A 21,325-nucleotide genomic window follows, 5' to 3' on the forward strand; every position below is an offset into this window, starting at 1 on the left:
CCCCCTGAAGTAAAATGCGATAACCAGCCCCGCTGCTAAATACCTAGGGCTTTGCTAAGTGTCTGCAGTAGAAATTCTTCTGTAAATGGTTTAACGATAAAGGTTTTGGCACCGTTAACGATAGCTTCTTTAACCTTACTCTCTTGTCCCATGGAGGAAATCATAATGACCAGGGCTTGAGGGTCAAAAGCTCGAATTTCTTTCAAAGCCTCAATTCCCGTCATCTCAGGCATCGTAATATCCATAGTCACTATATCAGGACGTAATTCCTTATACATTTCAACAGCAATTGCCCCATTGGCCGCTTCACCAACGACTTCAATTTGAGATTTTTGCAACATACTTTTAATAGAAAGTCGCATAAAAGCCGCGTCATCAACGATAAGTAATTTTTTCATCGTACCCGCTCCTCTATTTACTTAAAATGATCAATTCTTATTTTTTTGGAAAACATTTAATGTTTGCTTTAAGGTTTTCAACGTATAATCTTTTAAGGAAAAATTATAGTTTTCCAACCGCCAGCGCAGAATAGCTACCCGTTCTAATCCCATAATAAGGTCTGCTAAACCATTTGAATCAACTTCAGTGTCAATTTCCTTTTGCCGCTTAGCGTCATTAATTAATGATCGAATTATATTTAATCTATCCGCGAAAATCCTATAAACGACGTCAGCCAATTTTGCTTCACGAGATAAAGCTTCATACGAAAGAGTAATCGCTGTTATTTCCGGATAATTCTCATAATATGTAACATAGGATTCTATAAAAAATATAATGGCTTGGATGGGATCAAGTTTTTTAAGCCATAAGGATTCAGCAATGGCCCTGTCATATTGGGAAAAATGATTGAGCACTGCAAGTATTAATTCATCTTTAGTTTTATAATGTTTAAAAATCGCTGATTCAGAAATACCTTGTTTTTTCGCTACCTCTCTCGTGGTAAGTCTTTGCAGCCCAAATTCACTAATCACCGCAATGGTGGACAAAATCAAATTTTCCTTAGTTGGCAATAATTTTTCAGACACATCTTTTCTTCTTTCTCTGAGTAATCATTTACTTACATTTATCTTAACACATGAGTGTTCGTTCGACAATATTCTGGCAATTGCTTTATCTGTATGTAAAATTCTCTCTATTTTAGCGTTACTTCTACATTTTGCATTAATATTGCTTCTACCTAACCACTTCAGAAAACCGACCGAATATTCCCTGGTGGTTGCTTGCCGTCTCAATTTGTATCGTTAAGCCAGAATAGGAATATTATGTTATATATTAGTAATAAGGAGGGGCAAATATAATGATACTTTGTGGGGTCGGTGTGGCAATTGTCGTAATTGCTATTCTTACACTAATTGCAATGGGCATAGTATTTTAGGAAAATTTCTTTTGCTAATAGCTATATTTTTACGGCCAGGCAATAGTAGCCTGGCCGTTACTGTAATAGTATAAAAACTATAGTTAAGTTCAAATAATACTCCTAATGCGAAATAACGAAACTAACTATCAACCTTAAACTATATTGGGGGCATGGGAATTTGGGAAACACTGTTACGTTAAGCGAAATCTTTACAACTGAATTTATGAAGCTCTACACTCAGTTTGAATCCATCGAAGAACTTTTCTCTGCAGGTGGATTTAATGTAACAACAGAGGAAGATTATGATGCAATTCCGGACAAAACAATTGATGCCTTTGTTGCAAACACCACAAATTTTCCCACCTGGGAGGAAATGTTAACTGAAGCTGCGGACAATTACCTAAGGATGCCTTAAATGGTTCCTTTGGTGACTCTATATCCTTGAGGAACGCCTTATTTCTAATCTTTGATATCTACTAGCGTAACAGTTACAGTTTTTGTAGACCCGTTACGGAAATAAGTTATTTTAACACTATCACCGGCCTTATATTTAAATAGTTCATGAGTAAGTTCAGCATAACCCGAAATAGTAACATCATTAACCTTGGTTAAAATATCACCCTGTTGTAGACCCGCTTTGTCTGCCGGACCGCCGCTGACAACTTGTGTGATATAAGCTCCTGCCGGCCAACCTCTTTGGGCAGCATATTCTGGAGTGTACTGGTTGGTAATTTGAACTTTTAAGCCTGCGTGACTGGCATAGCCTTTTTGGATTAATTGCTGGATTGTTGGCATTGCATCTGTAATTGGTATCGCAAAGCCCATTCCTTCAAATCCGGATTGAGCATATTTTGCAGAATTGATTCCAATGACTTGACCAAGATAATTTACTAAAGGTCCTCCGCTATTCCCTGGGTTAATTGCTGCATCTGTCTGAATCAAGTTAAAGCTTGATTCACCTTGAATATCTAAAATTCGATTAGTCGCAGACACTACTCCGGTAGTTACAGAACCGGCGAATTGTTCACCTCCGGGGTTGCCGATTGCCACTACCGGTTCGCCGACCTGGAGCTTTGAAGAATCCCCAATGGCTGCAGCTGTTAAGTTATTGGTATCACTAATTTTTATGACAGCTAGGTCTGTACGTGTGTCTGCCCCTATTACTTTGGCATCAACATTCCTGCCATCGGACAAACTTACAACTAATTTTTTAGCTCCATCAATAACATGGTTGTTTGTTACAATATATCCATTTTTAGCGTCAATGATAAATCCAGATCCGCTTCCCGTTTCAACTAAGCCATTTCCACCGATTCCAGAATTATCAGTTCCCCAAGTAAATATGCCATTCCCGTTGTTGCTCTGAAAGTTAGCGATATTAACAACTGCCGGCCCGACATCCTTGGCAATTTGTACCACCGGAAAAGATGATTGATTATAGTTATAATCCATCTTTACAGCTTTTGAAGCCGCTTTGTTCGAAATTTGAGGCGCCGTTGTTTGGTATGACGGCCGGTTTACGTATAAAGATGGAGCGATGCCAATTGACAATAGTCCCCCTACCATTGCACTGACTAAACACATAATAATCGGGGAAAGGAAACGGGAACGTTTTGGGGTAAGTAAAGAGTTAGAATAGCTGGGTTGATTGAATTTGTCATTGTCATAATAACTCATTCTTAATAACCTCCATTCTTTGATATAGTAATAAGTATTTTGATGAGATTCAGAGACAACTTCGTTCTTAACTAAGTTATCCCTCGTCTATAGCAATGATTTTACAAAAAAAATTCCTGACATTTGTGAAAAAATCTTGAAGATTTTTTTATTTTTTTTTCGAAATCTTACTTATTTTTAAATATAAGGCGCCCTAGTACTTTTCTTGCTTTATTAAATTGTATAGTTATAATGATATTGAAAATGAATACTACGATGTCGACCCTTCGCAAACCACGGTTCCCAAAAACTTGAATGTGAGTTGATGCATTTGATTAAGTATTATAATCGAACCAATAAATCTTATGAGATAGAAAAAGTAGCCGGCGAAAACGTTTTAAATTGGACCTACTCATCTCCTATCGGTATGAGTCTCTTAGAACTTATTATAAAAAGGAGACTATGTTCAAGCCTCTATGGCTGGTATTTGAACAGGAGAATGAGCAGGAAGAAAATTAATACTTTTGTTACCAATTTCAATATAGATTTGACTCAAACCGAAAAAAAACTTAACGATTTTTCATCGTTTAATGACTTCTTTTATCGTAAATTAAATTCTCAGGCTCGCCCAATCGATACAAATAACCTATCGCTGATTTCCTTCGGAGACGGGAGACTTTACGCTTATGACAACATAGACTTAAATAGGTTGGTTCAGGTTAAGGGCTTTACCTATAGTCTTAAAGAATTGATTCATGATGATCACATCGCTGAGAAGTTCAATAATGGAACCTGTTTAATTTTAAGGCTTTGCCCTACTGATTATCACCGGTTTCATTTTATAGACAGTGGGATTTGTGAAAAATCCACAAAAATTAAAGGATCTTATTACTCGGTTAATCCAATTGCTCTTCAAAAAGTTAAGAAACTTTTTTGCGAAAATAAAAGAGAATGGACTATCTTCCATTCAAATAATTTCGGCGATGTATTATATGTAGAAGTTGGAGCAACCTGCGTAGGTTCAATTGTCCAAACCTATCCCCCTCAGAAACCCATAAACCGGGGTGATGAAAAAGGCTATTTCAAATTTGGCGGTTCCACAGTAATTCTTTTTTTTGAAGCGAATAAAGTTAACATCGACGAGGATATCCTTAGGCAAACTAGTCTGGGGTATGAATGTTACGTTTTGCTAGGAGAGAAAATAGGAAAAAGCAATATCGAAAGATAGTAAAAAAATCCCCCTCGAGAGGAGGGGGGAGAAGAGGGAGAGGAAATGAAAGACGCTGTTACGCAATCGTAACCAACGAATTCATATAATTCATTATAAACTTTATCCACCGAGGCTTCTATAAACGAATATGAAGAATTTGTTAAACAATTTTCTACTTAATTTTACAAGAAAACCGTCTCTATACTTTTTTAGGAAATAACTAATTTTACAGCTTGAAAAAGTACATCAATAGGGTCTTTTTCCATATATATTTTTTGATCATTTTTTACTTGTATCTCCAGATGCCACAAACCATTACTTTCAAGGTTAAGTTTAGGATTATAGGGCGCTAATAAACTCAAACATTGCCCCACTGACAGTAACGGAAGACTGAATGGTTTAATTTTCGCATTAAAAAAATTTATGTTGATCTCATCTTCTGTATCGAATAAATTCTCATCACAATAGTCTTCAAAAACAAATAAATCCCCAAATGATGGCATCCACCATTCTTTTAGTTTGTCTCGCTGTTGCGCAGTCAGTTGTTGGATTTGATCAGTACTAATTCGTTGTTTCATTTTACACCTTCCCCATAAGTGCTATTGTGCGTTAGCCACTGAGAATTATTTTTTGTACTACTAAGCCAACCACTTTCCAACATATACTAATAATTCATACAAGTCAAGATTATCACAATATTGAAATATAGTACAGAGGAAATAATGTTCTTCTTTTCTCATGAACCTCTTTATTTCGAATCCCCATCTGCAGGAGAAGATTTATACCTGACAAAACTTAAAAATCTTGTTCCTTGAAAACAAAGTTTTCCAAGGTCATTATCTGCTATTAATCCGTATTCACGACCATCAACTCTAAATTCCATCCGATCTCCGCTTTCGACTTCAAAGGTTATATAATATGATGTTGAATACTGCTTGATGTATGAGTTCTCTTCGAAGTAACTTTTGCCGAGACAGTTAATTTCGGTTGTGAATTATTATATCTCCACTGTCCAATACTTTTTATGATGCCAAAAATTATGGTGCCTAAGACCAAGAAAAAAATTACAAAGAATATAATTGGAATTACCGAAAACATTATGTCTGGGGGACTGTGAAACATAAACACGTTAACACCTCTGCCTCTAAACATAGCCTAATTGAAATATGTTGTTTATAAGGTCACTAATCCGATTGAATTAAGCAAATTTCAAAATCCCCCAGATTATCTTTTAGGTTAGTGAACTCGTTCAGCTAATGCTGAACATCGGGGCTTCGGATGGGGACTTATAGAAGTGGGGGCCTTAAAAACTGAATAAACGAGATCGGACATAATATGTGAAGATGATATAAATTCTAATGATAAACGACTCCGCGAATTGTTCTAAATCCAAGACCAGGTGCATCTCCTATAGTTATTTGATGGTTTTTAAAGATTGCACCACCCTCTATAGGGTCCTCTTTGCATAAAACAGGACCATCAAGATCAACTTTGGTAATAATACGTTTTGCCAATGCTAAATGTACCGCAGCTGTAACACTTATTTTGCTTTCTAACATACAACCAATCATACATTCTACTCCGTACATTTCAGCTAATGAACAAATCTTTAAGGCATTATGAATACCTCCTGTTTTCATTAATTTAATATTGATGAGATCTGCCGCGCGCATTTGAATTATTTTTAAAGCATCCATCGGGGAAAATACGCTTTCATCTGCAAGTACAGGAATAGATACATGATCTGTAACAAGTTTAAGTCCTTCAAAATCATGAGCAGGCACAGGTTGTTCCACCAACTCAATATTCAACCCTGCATCTTCCATCTTCCTTAATGTATATATCGCCTCTTTTGCACCCCACCCTTGATTCGCATCAATTCTAAGATTTACAGCAAATCCTGCTGCTTCACGGATTGCCTTCATCCGTTGGATATCCAAATCTGCATTTTTCCCCACTTTAATTTTTAAGGTTTTATAGCCTTCCTCAATAGCTGCCTTGCTATCCTCTGCCATTTCTTCCGGAGTATTGACACTGATCGTAATATCTGTAGTAATTTCTTTTCGATAGCCACCTAGAAGTTTGTAAAGAGGAGCATTATACAATTGTCCATAAAGATCATAGAGCGCAATATCTACTGCTGCTTTGGCACTGGTATTTTTCACTATGGCTTTATCCAATTTAAGCATAATCTCTTCAAAATTATTAATATCCAAGCCAATTAAATGTTTCTTTATATGATCTTCTATAGCTCCAATGATCGCTCCCGTAGTATCCCCTGTTATCACTCCCGTTGGCGGTGCTTCTCCATAACCTATATGCCCTGTATCGGTTATTACTTTTACAACAACATCTTCTACACTATTTACCTCTCTTAAAGCAGTTTTAAAAGGTCTTTTCAAAGGAATAGAGATATGGCCAATCTTGATATCTGTAATTTTCATCATTGGTGCCTCCGTCCAGGAATTTGGAGTCTAAGAGACTCTACCGACTCTATTTTATAAGGTTTCGCTTATTAATTGATTTATCCTCCTTAAGGTTCTTACCCTTATGCATTTTACTAGTATCTGACCAATTAAAATAATTTCCTCGACTATGAATCTTACCTGATATCATCATAGTCCTCTTTCTCCACTGCCGCCAGTTCTGATTCCCACAGCATCTTCAACAGTGGCTATTAATATCTTGCCATCACCAATCATACCTGTTCTGCTCATTTCAGTAATTATTTTCACAACCTTTTCAACCTCTTCGTCTTTGACGACAATCTCAACTTTCATTTTTGGAATAAAATAAGCGTCAAACTCTACATTCCTGTAAACTTTAATATACCCTTGTTGCTTCCCACTTCCAAAAACATGACTATTCGTTAGGCGATTAATCCAATTTTTACTGAGTGCTTCTTTTACATCATCGAGTTTCTCGGGCCGAATTATTGCCTCTATTTTTTTCACCGTTATTACCTCTAACTTTTCTTAATTTCACGCAAGTTTAGTGCCGAATCCTTTATTGATCATGTTTTACTCAAAATTAAAAGGTGCTCGGAGAGAAACTTCCCTCAAAGCACCTTTGCTTTGTTTTAACGGTATTCGTTATATTCTACTTAGCATATTAACGAATTGTATACATTAAGTAAATGTATCTTACACATGCATACAATATTCTTGATTCTTGCTCTCTCTGTCTCAACACTTACCACTCTACGCTATGCTCATTCTTCAGGTTCGTTATCATCAAATTCTTTTTCATATTTATAAGCTCTGCTTTGATGATATTTTGTTGCCAGAAAAAAAACGCCGATAAACAGAACGATAAATATCACTAAGAAAACTATTGAGCTTTGTGATAGGTTCACGGTTGATCCTTTCGTCGAAGAAAAGACAGAGACAGCAGCAACTACAAAAAATAATATGACGAATACGCTTAAAGTCTTTAATTGTTTATGCCTATACTTGGGGTTAACACTATAGATACTAACCTTCATCATATTCATGCGTATGACTTCATAAACCGGGAAAAATATCAAAATCAAATATTCTGTCATGCATTCCTGCAAGTTCATCTTAAAGAGCAACGTTTTGACTGCAAAAGATATAGCTATGCCCACATATATGATAACAGCTATTTCACTTCTTATTTTATTTTTGGCTTGTTCAATTCTCTCATCTTTCATGATTCTTCCTCCCAAAAAATATCATTTAATGTTTTACCTAGTACTTTACAAAGCGCAATACACAACTGTAACGATGGATTAAACTTCCCAGCCTCAATCATGCCAATTGTCTGCCTCGTAACACCAACAGCTTCGGCCAGCTGCTCCTGGGACATATCCAGTCTTGCCCTAGCGGACTTTAATTTAAGATTCTTCAATCTCCATCCCCTCCACATTGCATATTATATAATATATAGTCCTATATGTAAACTATATTTTGCATATTGTTAAAAATAAAATCCAGACCTTATTTAATCTTGATAAAGGTCTAGATAAAGCCGGATAAAACCAACTACGCTAAAGCATAACATTTTGAAACCAAATTATTAAGGTGATTCATTGTAAACCGCATCATCTCATTGATGATAGTCTCTATATTTAATAACCACAGCCGCTTTTTGTTGGTTAATAAGCTTAGAGGCTTTGAGAATAAATGCCTCCGGATTTATACGGAACTGCTCGAACGTTTGAATATTTATGCCTTGCAAAATGCTGCAAACATCATTTCGCGTTAAACCTGTTGCCTCAACAATCTTTCCAATTAAATCGTACTTGATATTTATATTAACAGCAGAATGGGCCTTTTCTGTTCTGCCTGCAATCTTTCTGATGGCCTGCCCCCTATGCAGAGTTCCTTTTGATTTAATGGTATCCATGTCACCGTACTCGATCTTAATGGCAATCTGAGGTACGTTAAGCTCTCTATCCAAAGCCTGGATCGACTTTTGGATCAATTCATCATTATCAAATTCAACCCCGTTGGATAACTTGACCCTGATTTTTTCCCCAAACGTATTAAAAGGCCTCATTTCAGCAGTTTGCTTATGAAGTTTCATGCCGGTACTGTTACTTCGCGCATCCTCGGGTGCCATTATTTGAGGATCGTAAATTGTACCATCAGCCACAGACTCTGCTAGCTCTAACTGAAGCTGTTTGGCAAAGCTGTCGTAACTCTCATTGGCAATGATCGTTAAGACATTGACGTTATGAACATCACTGCCGAGGACATTTGCGTCCATTCTCTCACCATTGCTGTTGACACAGAGGCGAAGACCCCGGCCTACCTCTTGGCGTTTCCTTATATCTGAGGAGCTCCGCTTGAGTGTACATATCTGAAAAACGTTAGGATTATCCCATCCTTCTCGCAGGGCTGAGTGGGAAAAAATAAAACGCACCGGCTCTTTGAGATCTAAGAGTCTTTCTTTATCCCTCATGATTAAATTGTAGGCACCTTCGTCATCTGAAATTAACGATTCCCTATCGACGATTTTACTGTTAGTCATTCGTTTATTTCGTTTATCAATGGAGAAATAACCAGCATGTGTTTTGTCAGGCTTTATTTCCTTGAGGAATTGAAGGTAATCACAGTCCCTACAAATTGATTCCCATTCTTTAAGCGCTTCCCGATACTCCTCTTCAAAAATATCTGCATAGTTACCGTTCAATGCTTTTCCAGTTTGATCATATCGTTTATAGTTTGCAACCTCATCGATAAAGAAAAGCGATAAAACTTTTATGCCTCTGCGAAACAATTGATGTTCTCGTTCCAAATGTGATTTAATCGTTTCTCTGATTTGAAGCCGACGTATCTGTTCCTCATTAACTGAACCGAAAATATCGCCGGCCGTTATGACAACACCATTCGTGAATTCAACGGTATTTTTCAAACCGTCTATTTTAGAAACAATATAGTCCCTATATTCTTCCAATCCACCGGAATGAGTATAAAAATCATACCCTTCTTCAATCAGTCTTCTTGCCGTTCTCATACGATTCCTGCTTTTCACTTCAAATTCAAAAACAGCGGTTGGAGGGCGATCGACATACAAATTTATTTTTTCAAGATATAAATAGCCCTCTGTGGCTGTAGTTCCAGTAATTGAAATTCCCTTGACGGCAATTTTTTTTACCAGCCGCCTATTATAGGCTTCCAAAGCATCAAGTCGGTATACCAGATTGTAGAGAGAATCTTTTTTATGTGTTGCCGAATAACGCAGCGTTAATAAGGGATTAAATTCTTTAAGCCGTTCTTTCGTGGCAATTCCTTCCACCGACTGGGGTTCATCGATGATGAGTATTGGATTGATCGCTGCAATAACATCAATAGGCCTGCGTGAACAAAAACTATCCAAATTCATATAAATACGTCTGGCATCTTTTCCTCGGGAGTTAAAGGCTTGCGAATTTATAATCATAACATTGATCCCGCTGTCATTGGCAAACTGAGCAATTTTAGCTAAGTCCTTGGAATTATACACAAAATTACGAATCTTTTTCCCGTATTCTTCGGCAAAATGGTCTTTCGTAATTTCAAGAGACTTATAAACACCTTCACGGATAGCCACGGAGGGAACGATAATAACGAACTTGCTCCAGCCATACTGCTTATTCAGTTCGAACAGAGTCTTAATATAGGTGTAAGTTTTACCTACACCTGTCTCCATTTCAATGGTTAAATTATATCTACCATCCAGCATTGGTGATGGCTCTATTCGATTTGTGCTTTGGAGTCTCTGGAGATTTGACTTTATCAGTTCCTCAGAAATCAAAAGCTTTTGGTTAGCATATCCCGAAAAATCAAATTCTTCGGATATTGGAATTAAAGCAAAATTAGGTTGACCGGCAAAAACTTCACAAACTGCTGCTGCCGCATCAGCTTGAAATTTTTGATAAGTAAACTTAAGCTTCAAAATCTCCCCCCCTCTTATATAACTTTAATGGTTGTATTAGGGGCCAGTAATTTAAAGATTGCTTCAACGTTAATCTTAGCGGCACTGCCGGCAAAGCAGCTATCTCTAAAGACTACTCTCTGAAAGTTCCGCTTTGCTAATTCACGTAGAACCGTTTCAGAGATACGGTTTTCGAAACAAGCTGCGAGAGAACCTTTATCAATAATGTGCACAGTAACCCCTTCTATTGTTTCACTTTTATGACTAAAGGATAAAGGCAAGCCCCAATCAAGAATAAGTCCATAAAGCAAATCCAGATCTGTTCTGTCTTTTTTGATATTCGACTCTAATTCTGAAAGCATTGATTGATGATAATCACTAGCTGCATAATATACGTCGTTCATATTCGTGCTGTCAACCTTTAAGACCCTAAACCCCACGTCTTGCCTGTTAACCTCTTGTTTATCACTCTTATCAGCTAATAGTTTTTCCCCAACCCGGCGTATTCGTTCTTTACCAATCTCACAGATATTTTTATAGCCGGCTTTAAAAGCATCACTATTTTGGGCACAAGGCTCCTGCACTTGGACCATAATAAACTTACGATTTCCCTTATCCTCGCTATTTAGTTCCATAACGGCATGAGCGGTTGTAGCCGAGCCTGAAAAAAAATCCAGAATAATAGAGTCTTCATCCGGATCAGTTGCTAATTGTAAAAATCGTTTTATCAATTCTACGGGTTTGGGATTATCAAAGACATTTAAGCCAGCAAATAGTTTTTTAATTAACTGGGTTCCGTTCGTTGTCGTTTCGATATCATCCCAGATAGTTTTCGCAACTTTCCCCCTTGTTTCTGCTTCCCAAATATAACGCTTTCTTTGCGGACCACCTTCACCGGTTTTGCCAAATATTATTCTCTGTTCCTTAAGTAATTCCTGAAACTTTTGATAGTCATTTTTCCAACTGCAATTAGCATTGGGTTTATAAACAACACCCGTATTAGGGTTAACAATTTCGTATTGTTGATTAGGCCTCCACCCGCCGACCTGAAAAGGGTCTGCCTTCCACATGCCGCGAGGGTCATTGTCGGGATTATCAAAGCCCTCCCCATTTTCAGGAAATCTGAAACGTTCTCGATGTTTGACAAAATAATCCAGGGATTTAAAGTAAACCAGATTATGGGTATGAGAAACTGAAATTATCGCTGTGTTAGTCATGGATTTTGTAGAGTTCCAAATAATATCAGCTAAAAAATTCCCTTCACCAAATACTTCATTACATATTTTTTTTAAATTATCTATCTCTTGATCACTGATGCTAATAAACAACACTCCATCTTCCTTCAGCATATTACGCGCTAGCCGAAGACGTGGATAGATCATGCTGCACCAATCACTATGAAATCTTCCATTGGTTTTAGTATTTGAGAATAATCTCCTGCCCTCATTATCACACACAGCAATTCGCTCGTTATAATGGTTTTTATCGATTTTAAAGTCATCATTATAGATGAAATCTTTTCCTGTATTATAGGGCGGATCAATATAAATCATCTTAATGCCATTTAAATAACTTTCCTGCAGCAGCTTTAAAACGTCAAGATTGTCCCCTTCAATATACAGGTTACCTGTAGTTTCCCAATCCTTGCTCTCCTCAATACAAGGCCGAAGAGTTTTCCTAATGGGCTTATTGGCTTCGACAAGAGCTGCTCTTTTTCCAACCCAATTAAATTCATAAGATTCTTCTCCGACAATAACATCTCCTGAAAGCTCCTGCTTAAGCAATTCAAAGTTAATACCTTTTTTAATATTTCCCTTATCATCTCTTGCTTCGGTTATAACATTTGGAAACAATGACCCGATTATTTCAATATTTTTCTGAACAATATCAACGCTTTCTAACTTCAGTTTCTTCAATGCACGGCCTCCAACTATCTCGAAACATTTAAAGAGATTAATACCATAAGTATTATTGATGAATATTAAACTAGTTTAAGGAATTTTGCTCTCTATTATCTTTTAAACTCATTTTTAGTATTAGTTCAGTATTATTTTTGTCTTGTTCAAGCCATTCCTTACATCGATGTTCTTTGCAAATTACAGGACGTTTTTCCCATGCAATAATACAACCGCTTCCCCTAGTCCAATAAGCACAATACCCCATACTGATTTCACGGTCTTTCAGTTCACTAAGAAATTTTAGGGCTTCAATCTTTCTAGCCGAAAAATCATCATAGATGTAAGAATCAATCCAAGCACAAAAAGCTTTCAGTACGTCATAGAGTGGTTCAACCTCAAACTTATCTTTTTCTAAATACCAAACACTGTGCTTGAAATAATATTCGAAGTTTTGAGTTTGATCTACAATATTGTCATTAGCATACTGAATATCGTCGGGCAATTGTCCACCTTCACACCTCTTTAGATAAAGCCTACAACACTTTCCCCCGCATGATGCACAACGAGCTACATCTCTATGTTCCAATCCGGCACACTCCATTACTTCCAAATTTATAATTAAATACCACCTATTTACTTTCCACAATTTTCATACATTTCCTTCTCTTTGGGTAAATAATTAAAAAATCTGTTCCCGAAGCAAGGTATGTGAACCACCCTCACCGTAGAAACGGGAGTCTTGCGCTTCGATAAAAATAGAAGGGCCGTGGAGAAACTTTATTCTCTCACGGCCCTAATATCTTCGAATCTTTATCCAATCATAAGACTCCCACTTCTTAAGTGGGAGTGGGTCCCCATACTCTGATAATTTTAAATCATTCAATATCCGATCGCCTGACAAACCGGCTTAGCTTCTCGTCCCACATCCATGAAACTTTATCTTTCGGATTGCTTAACAGATTTGTCAATACATCAAATTCTGAAGCTTTTAAGGCAGATTCAAACCATTCTTCAAGGGATACATTCAATGATTTGCAAACTGCATCAAGCCTTTCTTTAAGTTTTTCATCCGCCGGAAAAACTAAGTACATTTTAAAACACCTCTATTTACCCTAATTTACCTCTGATTTCCCTTCTTTAAATTGCCATCAAATCAAATTCTCTCTCTATTTAACATTAGAAGTAGTTTTTATCCAATTTTTAAGGCCCCACTCTTACCCACCTTTTTTATTATTCTACTTTATATAATAATTTTCAATATTGGTTAATATTTTTGCAATACTAAACTTTAATTACAATTTGAGAATTTCTTCTCAGTAGTCAAAATTAAAAACTTGCAAAAATACAACGGAAAACTCCATTCCAACTCTTTGAGGACTACATTGGAATGGAGTGTAATTTAATGAAGTATAGATCTAAGCACATTAAAAAGCTACAAAGATATAAAACTATAAATCAACAAAAGACAATTATTAGCTTTTCTGTCCTACACTATTATTATAGGCCATTCTGACAAATTGTACAACAAATGCTTCAAACTAAAGCTCATAATCGCTGCTCAAATTATTAATTAATTACGTTTCTGTAATGTATTTACTAAATTGCCCTTGGGCAAGCTTCTTTAACTCTTTTGCTAGGTATACTCCAAGATCAATACTTATTCCAGTATCTAATATTTGTCCTATGGAAGAATCATAGAGTATAGTGGCGTTAGGATTAACTTCCTCATCCCCTTCCCAGATTACAACACACAAGGGTATTTCGGGAAATGCTCTCAAAATTACCGAAGCGTCTCCGAAAGGACCTGGCTTACCATCTAAGACGTGAGATACTTCCATTAATCGGCTGGACTGATGTCCAAAGGATTCAATTAACACGGATATAACTGTTTTGTGAAATGCAGAATAAAATATCATACCACCAGGCAGTTCTTTAATGCTTACCCAATTCACGTCTGATCCCAGGAAAGGCCTGGCATTGGCCAAATAATTGAGAATAATGATCGTCGCCAACACTTCAGGAACATATCCATCTCTTCTCCGTCGAATGATCTCTTGATCACTATCCACTACATACTCTTCATTAAAAAAAAGCACAATAAATTGACGGGTATCACTATTGTAGGATACAGTTCGTACCGCTGTTATCTCTGTAGGATCACTTTTTTTAATATCCCGCCAGAATTTTTGACATGTATTACGGTAATTTGATTCTATTTCCACTCTTTCAGAACTTATTTTCCTTCACACCCTTACTTCTTAAGATGAATTTAATGAATTTATCCAACCGTAAGACTCCCACTTCAAGTGGGAGTGATTCCTAGATAATAATCTAAATATTCTAATTTTAACAATAGCTATTTAATCTATTCCTGTCAACTAGTTTTGCATAAAAATACTCCCCTTTTGGCAGTCATTTAAACTAATCTGCCTAAGGGAAGCTTGAGCGAATGCATCTTTTTTGAATTAAATTACCGACAGCTTGGTTCTCTTGATTGCTGCATATCTGAGCGATTTAGGTCTCAACCAGATTCGGCTTTGAACTATCTATTTCTTACGTCTGGTCTAAATTAACCGTCTCAAACAGAAGGTATGACGAAGCTTTGAGACGTTCCAAAAGCATAACCATTATAATTAGCCGTTAACGTATAGGTTTGACCAACATTCAAAGCAGCGCTAATTGTATAAGTTGTTCCGCCGTCAGAGGTTGTAACGCTGGAAATCGCAATACGGTTTCCGGAACTATCCAGGAGAGTGAAGTTACCTATGGTTAAACCATTCAGGGCAGTACTCAATCCTACTTTAAAGCCGGTTGTCGATAGGTTATTAACTGTATACGTTACATTACTCGTGTTATATGGAATCGTAAAGCTCTGGGCTGTACCCATGGTATAGCCTGCATAGTTAGCTGTTAAAGTATAAGTTTGGCCCGCACTTAAGGCTGCACTAATCGTATAAGTGGCCCCTCCATTAAGTGTAGTCACACCTGTTATCGGTATAGAATATCCGGAACTGTTAAGAAGCGTAAAGTTGTTAATGGTTAAACCATTCAGGGCTGAACTCAGACCTACTGTGAATCCTGTTAATGAAGGAGTGCTTACAGTGAGTGTTTCGCTGTTGACATTAGTATAGGGCACCGTGAAACTCTGAGATGTTCCCAGGGTATAACCGGCATAGTTAGCCGTTAGAGTATAGGTTTGACCCGCACTTAAGGCTGCACTAACGGTATAAGTGGCTCCTCCGTTTAGAGTCGTCACACCTGTTATAGGCACAGTATAGCCGTAACTATTTTTAAGTGTAAAATTGCCGGCCGTCAGACCATTAAGTAACGAACTGAGCCCCACGGTAAATCCTGATGTTGATGGATTGCTGACAGTAACAGTTTGATTGCTTGTAACGTAAGGAACAGTGAAGGTCTGGACTGTTCCAACACTATTACCATTATAGTTTACCCTTAACGTATAGGTTTGACCGACATTTAAAGGTGCATTAACGGTGTAAGCAGCTCCTCCGTTAGAAGTTGTCGCACCTGTCACACCGATCGAATTCCCCGAACTATTTAGAAGCGTAAAGTTGTTGGCAGTTAAACCATTAAGGGCCGGATTTAATCCTACAGTAATTCCTGTCGTCGACGGGTTGCTTACCGTTACTGGAATAACTCCTGAAGAGCTGGTTGAATCCCCAAAAATTCCGCTGACCAGATTAACTGCCCAGTCAGGGACACCAACCGATCCGCCAAGTACGTTTATTTGAGGATTGCTGCCCGTATTCCGAATGGTAATGAGATAGTCTTTAATCGATGGGGGTAACTGCCTCGATTTGGGATCAATTAATAAAATCGGTGCATTGTTTTGAGCTGCTAATGTGCTTCCAGAAAGTGCGTCGGCATAATCATATCCATTTGCGAGATAAATCTGAGTCGGGTTTGGATAAAATTTCGTTAAGATTTGTGATAAGGTTTCGAAACGATCTTGACCGCCAAACCGTTGTATCTGGGCGTTAGGAACTAAACTTTGAAGTGTTGTTTGCAGCGAACCGTTGATAACGGCTTTACCCCCAACAATATAGATATTGGAAGGTTGATCTTTGGAGATAAAATCTTTAACATTATCAGGCAATTTTGTGGGACTGCTGAGGAGAATCGGCCATCCTTTGCTGGCCGCTAGTGAAGCAACACCTAAGGCATCCGGAAATTCATTACCGCTAGCAACAATAACCGGTGTTCCAGGACTCACGTTAAGATTGTTGACAATGATTGAATTCGTGGCAAAACGATCAAAGCCACCCATTCGCCTGACATGATAGCCCGCTTTATGTAACCATTGCTCAACTTTTTCGTTAATTACCCCAACTCCACCAATAATCGTGACATTTCCCCCGGCTTTTAAATGATTCTTGACAAAGTTCAAACTGTCTTGTGAATCATTAACGTCAGAACCTACAAGAATAATCGATGCATTAAGTTTTGTGGCCAAGGTGCTTGCTGACAAAGCATCAGGAAAACTATAAGCAGAGGCCAGAACTACATTTTGCATTTGTTGTCCCCGAAGTTCCTTCTGAGCTATAGCCGTAGACGTTTGAAAACGGTCTTGACCTGAGTAACGATTAAAATGGGGCTTATAATAAGGCTTAGCTTGGACACTTCCAACCAGAGTAACTAATAGTAAAGTACTTGTCACGGCCACAGATGTCAATTTTGCTTTTTTGTTCATACCTTTTCCCTCCTAAACAACGTTACGTTCAAAATAAATCCTCTAAATGCATATACGTTTATTGCCTAAGTTTTTAGTGGGGGTTCAAAGAAATTTTTATAAATTTCCTTGGTTAATTTTCTTTCCTTAGTTTGTTGGCTCACAGTAACTGCAGATATTGATTCACGTTAAGTAACGTTATACAATACTATTGCTAATAGTACTTTATCTAATAGTACTTTCAGCTAAAATAATCGTTTGAGAAATTGGAGAAGAAAATGAATAACACTTTCGCCGTGACCAGAAAGCTTGGTCAAACCTTTCCAGCCTTAACTCATAAAAATTTTCGCTATTTTTGGTTCGGGCAGTGCATTTCGCTAATGGGAACCTGGATGCAGACAACTGCTCAACAATGGTTAGTATATACCCTAACGAAATCAGCGTTTCTGCTCGGAATTCTGGGGGTAGCCCAGTTTGGTCCTATGCTTGCTTTTTCCCTTTTTGCCGGTGTTTTAGCGGATAAATTTCCCAAGAAAGCTATCCTGATATTTACCCAGTCCGCCCTTATGCTCCAGGCTTTAATACTGGCAGCACTTGTTTTATCAGGACACATTCGTTATTGGCAAGTATTACTTCTCGCTGCCACCCTGGGATTAGTCAATACATTGGATATGCCTACCCGTCAAGCATTTATGGTTGAATTGGTGGGCAGAAACGATTTGACCAATGCCATAGCCCTTAATTCTACGATCGTTAATTTAGCACGCATTATTGGTCCAACAATCGCCGCTTTATTGATGTCAAGTATTGGTGCCGGATTTTGCTTTCTCTTGAACGCTATAAGCTTCATTCCGGTAATTATAGGGTTATCACTCATTCATCCTCAGGTAATTACTCGTCCTCCCAAAACAGACAATATGCTTAAAAGCGTTATTGATGGGCTTAACTATATTTTCACGAAACCAATTTTAGCCTGCGCTGTTCTTGCTGTCTTAGATATTGGGACGTTTATAATGAATACCAATGTCCTTTTCCCCGTGTTTGCCGATCAGGTACTTCACCAAGGTGTTAACGGCTATGGCTTTCTCCTTTCTGCTATGGGCATTGGCTCATTAATCGGGGCAATGATAGTTGCCACAAAAGCTCGGACAAACCCCAATCGGCGCATTATGTTTACCTCTTCACTCATTTTGTCCGTCTTAATGGCAATTATATTCTTTATCCGTTCATCTTCATTAGCCATGTTTTTAGTCGCTGGAATTGGCCTTTTTAATATTATTTTTATGAATACAGTAAACTCAACCTTACAACTTAATTCTACAGACGAATACAGAGGCCGCGTTATGAGTGTCTACGCACTTGCTCTTGGTGGGACAACTCCAATCGGCAACTTATTTGCCGGAGGGTTTACTGAAAAATATGGTTCTTCTGTTGGGTTTTTGATGTGTGGTATCACCGCTGGTATTCTACTAGTGTTAATTATGGTCCGAACATTTAGAAAGGAAAAACATCAAGTGAACTCGTTCAACTAAAGCTGAACAGCGAGGCTTCAGATACAATAATGTCCAGTGGACATTATTGCCGAGCCGCCTTTCCCAATAGGAATAAAGACCCCACCCCCACTTATAGAAGTGGAGGCCACTGAAAATCTAGGGGAATCTACTGCTTGGGTATTCAAAACCACCATATACAGTAGGTAAAATAGAAAGTCAGAACTATATATGGTGTTGACCTTCTCGAAGATAAAGTTTTTCAGTGGCCTCATAGAAGTGGGGGTGGGGTCTTAAAAAAGTGGATAATATTTTATTAGTTTGTACTAATCTTTGTTCAATTAAAATACATTAAGGTTGTGGTAGTTTATTCTCTAAATTTGAAAGGAGAAGACCTATGCCTTACCAAAGGTGGCGTCAACCTAACGGCGACTTTAGGCAAGATTTAGGGACATTAGCTGTAGGCATATTAGTAATTGTTGTCATTGGCTACTTTCTCTTTCACGGCTATTTAGAAACCAGCAATAATCAGAGTGTGCCAGCTTCAAATTCAAATGATGTAAACCTACCTAATACAAATGACCTTAATAATAACTCCAATGATCCCAATTCACCCAATTATTCCCCTCAAATCTCACCAAGTGGAAATATTACAATGAATATTGGAAGTGAAAATAATGCCTTAACATCAGGGTATTGGATATTATATGTCTCAGATGGAACTTCTCAACAGCTTTCCGTTACTGCACAAGATTATGCCTTTTTGCAAACTTTGATTCAAAATGATAGTAAAGGAAGTTCTTCGGTTACCATATTTCTAATTGATAATGGGCTTATTCATCAATACAATATCAGCAAGGAAATTTATTCAATTATAACTAATATTGCCGCCATCAAAGCCCGATCATCTAATGCATCGTCAAATAATTCTTCCTCTACTCCCGATTCTTCTGCTAATCCTTCTTCTAGTCTCTCTTCAGATAAGCCTGCTAATTCCTCTGCTGATCCTTCTTCCGATTCCTCTTCCTCAACTCCTAATACCACTCCAGCTAAGACATCGATCAGTGAAACTATGAAAATTAGTAACCCGTCGACATCTGGATTTATAGTCACATTGAACCCTGCCCTAAATGGTTTGGCACCTAATAACTTTACGCTTCAAAATAGTTCAGGAAACCCTGTATCGATTTCTAATGCGACAACATCAGACAATGGAACAACTTATACAATCAGCGCAGTCTTAAGCGCCGGTCAAACTTATACCTTTACGGCTGCCTATCCTGGTTATACATTTGGGACACCCCAAAACATAGAAATAAAATAAACTTTATACCGTTCACATGAATAAAGCAAAAGGAGCACCTAGTGTATCTGAGGTGCCCCTTTTGCTTTATATAAATATGATCTAGCATAATTGTGACTTTAGTTTATCCTTATCCAAAACACAGGTAAGGCGTTTGATCTCTTTTCCTTTTTCCAAAACAATAACTGCCGGTGCAGTCTTTATCTCATACTTTTGAGCAAGGTTTTTCTTCGTTGCCATGTCAACCTTAACAATTTTGTAATTATCGGCGGATTCGCTGTTAACCTCTTCTAATAAGGTCCCAAACTCTAAGCTCTCATTGATTTGGGCGTTTTCAAATAATAATAAGACCTTTTTCTCGCTCTGAAGAACATTGCTGTTAAACACATTAAGTTCTTCGATATAACGTTCAGCGGCAACAGCAGCTGTTGCACCATCACCTGCAGCCGATACAACTTGTCTTAAATATTTTATACGATTATCCCCTACAGCATAAACGCCTTCGAGATTAGTTTCCATTAGGTCATTTACGGGGATATATCCTCTTTTGTCTATTTCAATTCCGCTGTCTATTAGGTATTTCGTTGAAGGAACCATCCCCACGAAGAAAAAGACGCCTTGACAGGTTAGTTCTGAGGAACTGCCCGTTTTCAGATTCTTAAGTTTTACACCTTCAACGTTTTCTTCTCCAAGAACTTCCTCAATGGTAGCGTTCCAAACAAACTCAATTTTAGGATTGTTAAAGGCTTTTTCAGCGCTTACTTTATTGCAATCGAGAATTCCTTCATCATGTAAGACAATGACAGTTACTTTACGGGCAAATTTAGTGATGTACATGCCCTCTTCAATAGCCTGGTCGCCGCTGCCTACGACGACAACATCTTCACCTTCAAAAAACTCAGCGTCGCAAGTCGCACAATAGGCCACTCCACTTCCCCGAAGTCTTTTTTCCCCAGGAATATTTAAAAGCCTAGGTTCACTGCCACAAGCAATGATAACTGCTTTAGCGGAAAACTCTTTTCCTTTTTTAGTTTTAATTGTTTTCTCTTCCTGAGATAGATCGACGCTGACGACCTCTTCTTTTAAGAATTCAACGCCAAAACTTTGAGCATGTTTATGAAAATCGTTCATAAGGTCCGGTCCGCTAACCTGAGTATATCCAGGATAATTTACGATTTCACGAGTTGTGTTAACTAAACCCCCGATAGTCCCTTTATTGATAACCAAAGTCTTAAGCCTTGCCCGGCCTCCATAAATAGCAGCCGATAATCCGGCAGGTCCGCCGCCAATAATTATCAAGTCATACGTATTTGCCATGACTTTTACTCCTTTTCTTTACT

At 37.8% G+C, this 21,325-nt stretch carries 19 protein-coding genes and 1 pseudogene; 4 read left to right on the forward strand and 16 right to left on the reverse strand.

What is annotated here, in order from left to right:
• Positions 1-35: 35 nt before the first annotated feature.
• On the reverse strand, positions 36-398 hold the full coding sequence (locus B5771_RS23010) for a response regulator (protein WP_088189601.1): 363 nt from the start codon (positions 396-398) through the stop codon (positions 36-38).
• Between the two features lie 30 nt (positions 399-428).
• Positions 429-1,025: a TetR/AcrR family transcriptional regulator gene (locus B5771_RS23015; protein ID WP_088189602.1), complete on the reverse strand. Its 597-nt coding sequence runs from the start codon at positions 1,023-1,025 to the stop codon at positions 429-431.
• A 510-nt stretch (positions 1,026-1,535) separates the two neighbouring features.
• On the opposite strand from B5771_RS23015, the gene B5771_RS23020 reads away from it, so the two are divergent.
• Complete coding sequence (locus tag B5771_RS23020) at positions 1,536-1,772, forward strand: hypothetical protein (protein ID WP_242966944.1); 237 nt, start codon at positions 1,536-1,538, stop codon at positions 1,770-1,772.
• Between the two features lie 44 nt (positions 1,773-1,816).
• On the opposite strand, the gene B5771_RS23025 is transcribed toward B5771_RS23020, so the two are convergent.
• Complete coding sequence (locus tag B5771_RS23025) at positions 1,817-2,941, reverse strand: trypsin-like peptidase domain-containing protein (protein WP_242966958.1); 1,125 nt, start codon at positions 2,939-2,941, stop codon at positions 1,817-1,819.
• A 403-nt stretch (positions 2,942-3,344) separates the two neighbouring features.
• Here B5771_RS23025 and B5771_RS23030 point away from each other — a divergent pair, with 403 nt between their 5' ends.
• Positions 3,345-4,241 carry a phosphatidylserine decarboxylase gene (locus B5771_RS23030; protein WP_088189736.1) on the forward strand — a complete coding sequence of 299 codons (897 nt, stop codon included), beginning with the start codon at positions 3,345-3,347 and terminating at the stop codon, positions 4,239-4,241.
• Positions 4,242-4,432: 191 nt separating this feature from the next.
• On the opposite strand, the gene B5771_RS23035 is transcribed toward B5771_RS23030, so the two are convergent.
• From B5771_RS23035 to B5771_RS23090, 12 genes and pseudogenes are all read right to left on the reverse strand, one after another.
• Complete coding sequence (locus B5771_RS23035; RefSeq protein ID WP_088189604.1) at positions 4,433-4,801, reverse strand: hypothetical protein; 369 nt, start codon at positions 4,799-4,801, stop codon at positions 4,433-4,435.
• Between the two features lie 170 nt (positions 4,802-4,971).
• Positions 4,972-5,345: pseudogene (locus B5771_RS23040) on the reverse strand (DUF2500 domain-containing protein).
• Between the two features lie 233 nt (positions 5,346-5,578).
• Positions 5,579-6,667 carry a dipeptide epimerase gene (locus tag B5771_RS23045; RefSeq protein WP_088189605.1) on the reverse strand — a complete coding sequence of 363 codons (1,089 nt, stop codon included), beginning with the start codon at positions 6,665-6,667 and terminating at the stop codon, positions 5,579-5,581.
• A 171-nt stretch (positions 6,668-6,838) separates the two neighbouring features.
• Positions 6,839-7,177 carry a P-II family nitrogen regulator gene (locus B5771_RS23050; protein ID WP_088189606.1) on the reverse strand — a complete coding sequence of 113 codons (339 nt, stop codon included), beginning with the start codon at positions 7,175-7,177 and terminating at the stop codon, positions 6,839-6,841.
• A gap of 257 nt (positions 7,178-7,434) precedes the next feature.
• Positions 7,435-7,896, reverse strand: coding sequence for a DUF6773 family protein (locus B5771_RS23055; protein ID WP_088189607.1), 462 nt, complete (start codon positions 7,894-7,896; stop codon positions 7,435-7,437).
• Positions 7,893-8,093 (reverse strand): helix-turn-helix transcriptional regulator, encoded by a 201-nt coding sequence (locus tag B5771_RS23060; RefSeq protein WP_047809143.1) that lies wholly within the window; start codon positions 8,091-8,093, stop codon positions 7,893-7,895. The genes B5771_RS23055 and B5771_RS23060 overlap by 4 nt, the downstream gene beginning before the upstream one ends.
• A gap of 198 nt (positions 8,094-8,291) precedes the next feature.
• Entirely contained in the window at positions 8,292-10,625 is a 2,334-nt protein-coding gene (locus tag B5771_RS23065) for a DEAD/DEAH box helicase family protein (RefSeq protein ID WP_088189608.1), read from the reverse strand.
• 14 nt (positions 10,626-10,639) lie between these two features.
• On the reverse strand, positions 10,640-12,520 hold the full coding sequence (locus B5771_RS23070; protein ID WP_088189609.1) for a DNA methyltransferase: 1,881 nt from the start codon (positions 12,518-12,520) through the stop codon (positions 10,640-10,642).
• A 70-nt stretch (positions 12,521-12,590) separates the two neighbouring features.
• Positions 12,591-13,088 (reverse strand): hypothetical protein, encoded by a 498-nt coding sequence (locus B5771_RS23075; protein ID WP_140417780.1) that lies wholly within the window; start codon positions 13,086-13,088, stop codon positions 12,591-12,593.
• Between the two features lie 289 nt (positions 13,089-13,377).
• Entirely contained in the window at positions 13,378-13,593 is a 216-nt protein-coding gene (locus tag B5771_RS23080; RefSeq protein WP_047809139.1) for a hypothetical protein, read from the reverse strand.
• A 483-nt stretch (positions 13,594-14,076) separates the two neighbouring features.
• Complete coding sequence (locus B5771_RS23085) at positions 14,077-14,724, reverse strand: DUF3786 domain-containing protein (RefSeq protein WP_348982971.1); 648 nt, start codon at positions 14,722-14,724, stop codon at positions 14,077-14,079.
• Positions 14,725-15,080: 356 nt separating this feature from the next.
• Positions 15,081-17,213 carry a cell wall-binding repeat-containing protein gene (locus tag B5771_RS23090; protein ID WP_088189611.1) on the reverse strand — a complete coding sequence of 711 codons (2,133 nt, stop codon included), beginning with the start codon at positions 17,211-17,213 and terminating at the stop codon, positions 15,081-15,083.
• Positions 17,214-17,470: 257 nt separating this feature from the next.
• On the opposite strand from B5771_RS23090, the gene B5771_RS23095 reads away from it, so the two are divergent.
• Entirely contained in the window at positions 17,471-18,724 is a 1,254-nt protein-coding gene (locus tag B5771_RS23095; protein ID WP_088189612.1) for an MFS transporter, read from the forward strand.
• A gap of 355 nt (positions 18,725-19,079) precedes the next feature.
• Positions 19,080-20,006 (forward strand): hypothetical protein, encoded by a 927-nt coding sequence (locus tag B5771_RS23100; RefSeq protein WP_088189613.1) that lies wholly within the window; start codon positions 19,080-19,082, stop codon positions 20,004-20,006.
• Between the two features lie 81 nt (positions 20,007-20,087).
• Here the strand turns inward: B5771_RS23100 and trxB are convergent, their stop codons facing one another.
• On the reverse strand, positions 20,088-21,302 hold the full coding sequence (gene trxB / locus B5771_RS23105) for a thioredoxin-disulfide reductase (RefSeq protein WP_088189614.1): 1,215 nt from the start codon (positions 21,300-21,302) through the stop codon (positions 20,088-20,090).
• Positions 21,303-21,325: the final 23 nt, after the last annotated feature.

It is taken from the genome of Desulfosporosinus sp. FKA (assembly GCF_002196785.1).
GTDB lineage: Bacteria > Bacillota > Desulfitobacteriia > Desulfitobacteriales > Desulfitobacteriaceae > Desulfosporosinus > Desulfosporosinus acididurans.

Coding starts and splice junctions, on each gene's coding strand:
- B5771_RS23010 (WP_088189601.1), bottom strand. CDS start 398: ATGAAAAAATTACTTATCGTTGATGACGCGGCTTTTATGCGACTTTCT.
- B5771_RS23025 (WP_242966958.1), bottom strand. CDS start 2,941: ATGTGTTTAGTCAGTGCAATGGTAGGGGGACTATTGTCAATTGGCATC.
- B5771_RS23035 (WP_088189604.1), bottom strand. CDS start 4,801: ATGAAACAACGAATTAGTACTGATCAAATCCAACAACTGACTGCGCAA.
- B5771_RS23045 (WP_088189605.1), bottom strand. CDS start 6,667: ATGAAAATTACAGATATCAAGATTGGCCATATCTCTATTCCTTTGAAA.
- B5771_RS23055 (WP_088189607.1), bottom strand. CDS start 7,896: ATGAAAGATGAGAGAATTGAACAAGCCAAAAATAAAATAAGAAGTGAA.
- B5771_RS23080 (WP_047809139.1), bottom strand. CDS start 13,593: ATGTACTTAGTTTTTCCGGCGGATGAAAAACTTAAAGAAAGGCTTGAT.
- B5771_RS23090 (WP_088189611.1), bottom strand. CDS start 17,213: ATGAACAAAAAAGCAAAATTGACATCTGTGGCCGTGACAAGTACTTTA.
- B5771_RS23095 (WP_088189612.1), top strand. CDS start 17,471: ATGAATAACACTTTCGCCGTGACCAGAAAGCTTGGTCAAACCTTTCCA.
- B5771_RS23100 (WP_088189613.1), top strand. CDS start 19,080: ATGCCTTACCAAAGGTGGCGTCAACCTAACGGCGACTTTAGGCAAGAT.
- trxB (WP_088189614.1), bottom strand. CDS start 21,302: ATGGCAAATACGTATGACTTGATAATTATTGGCGGCGGACCTGCCGGA.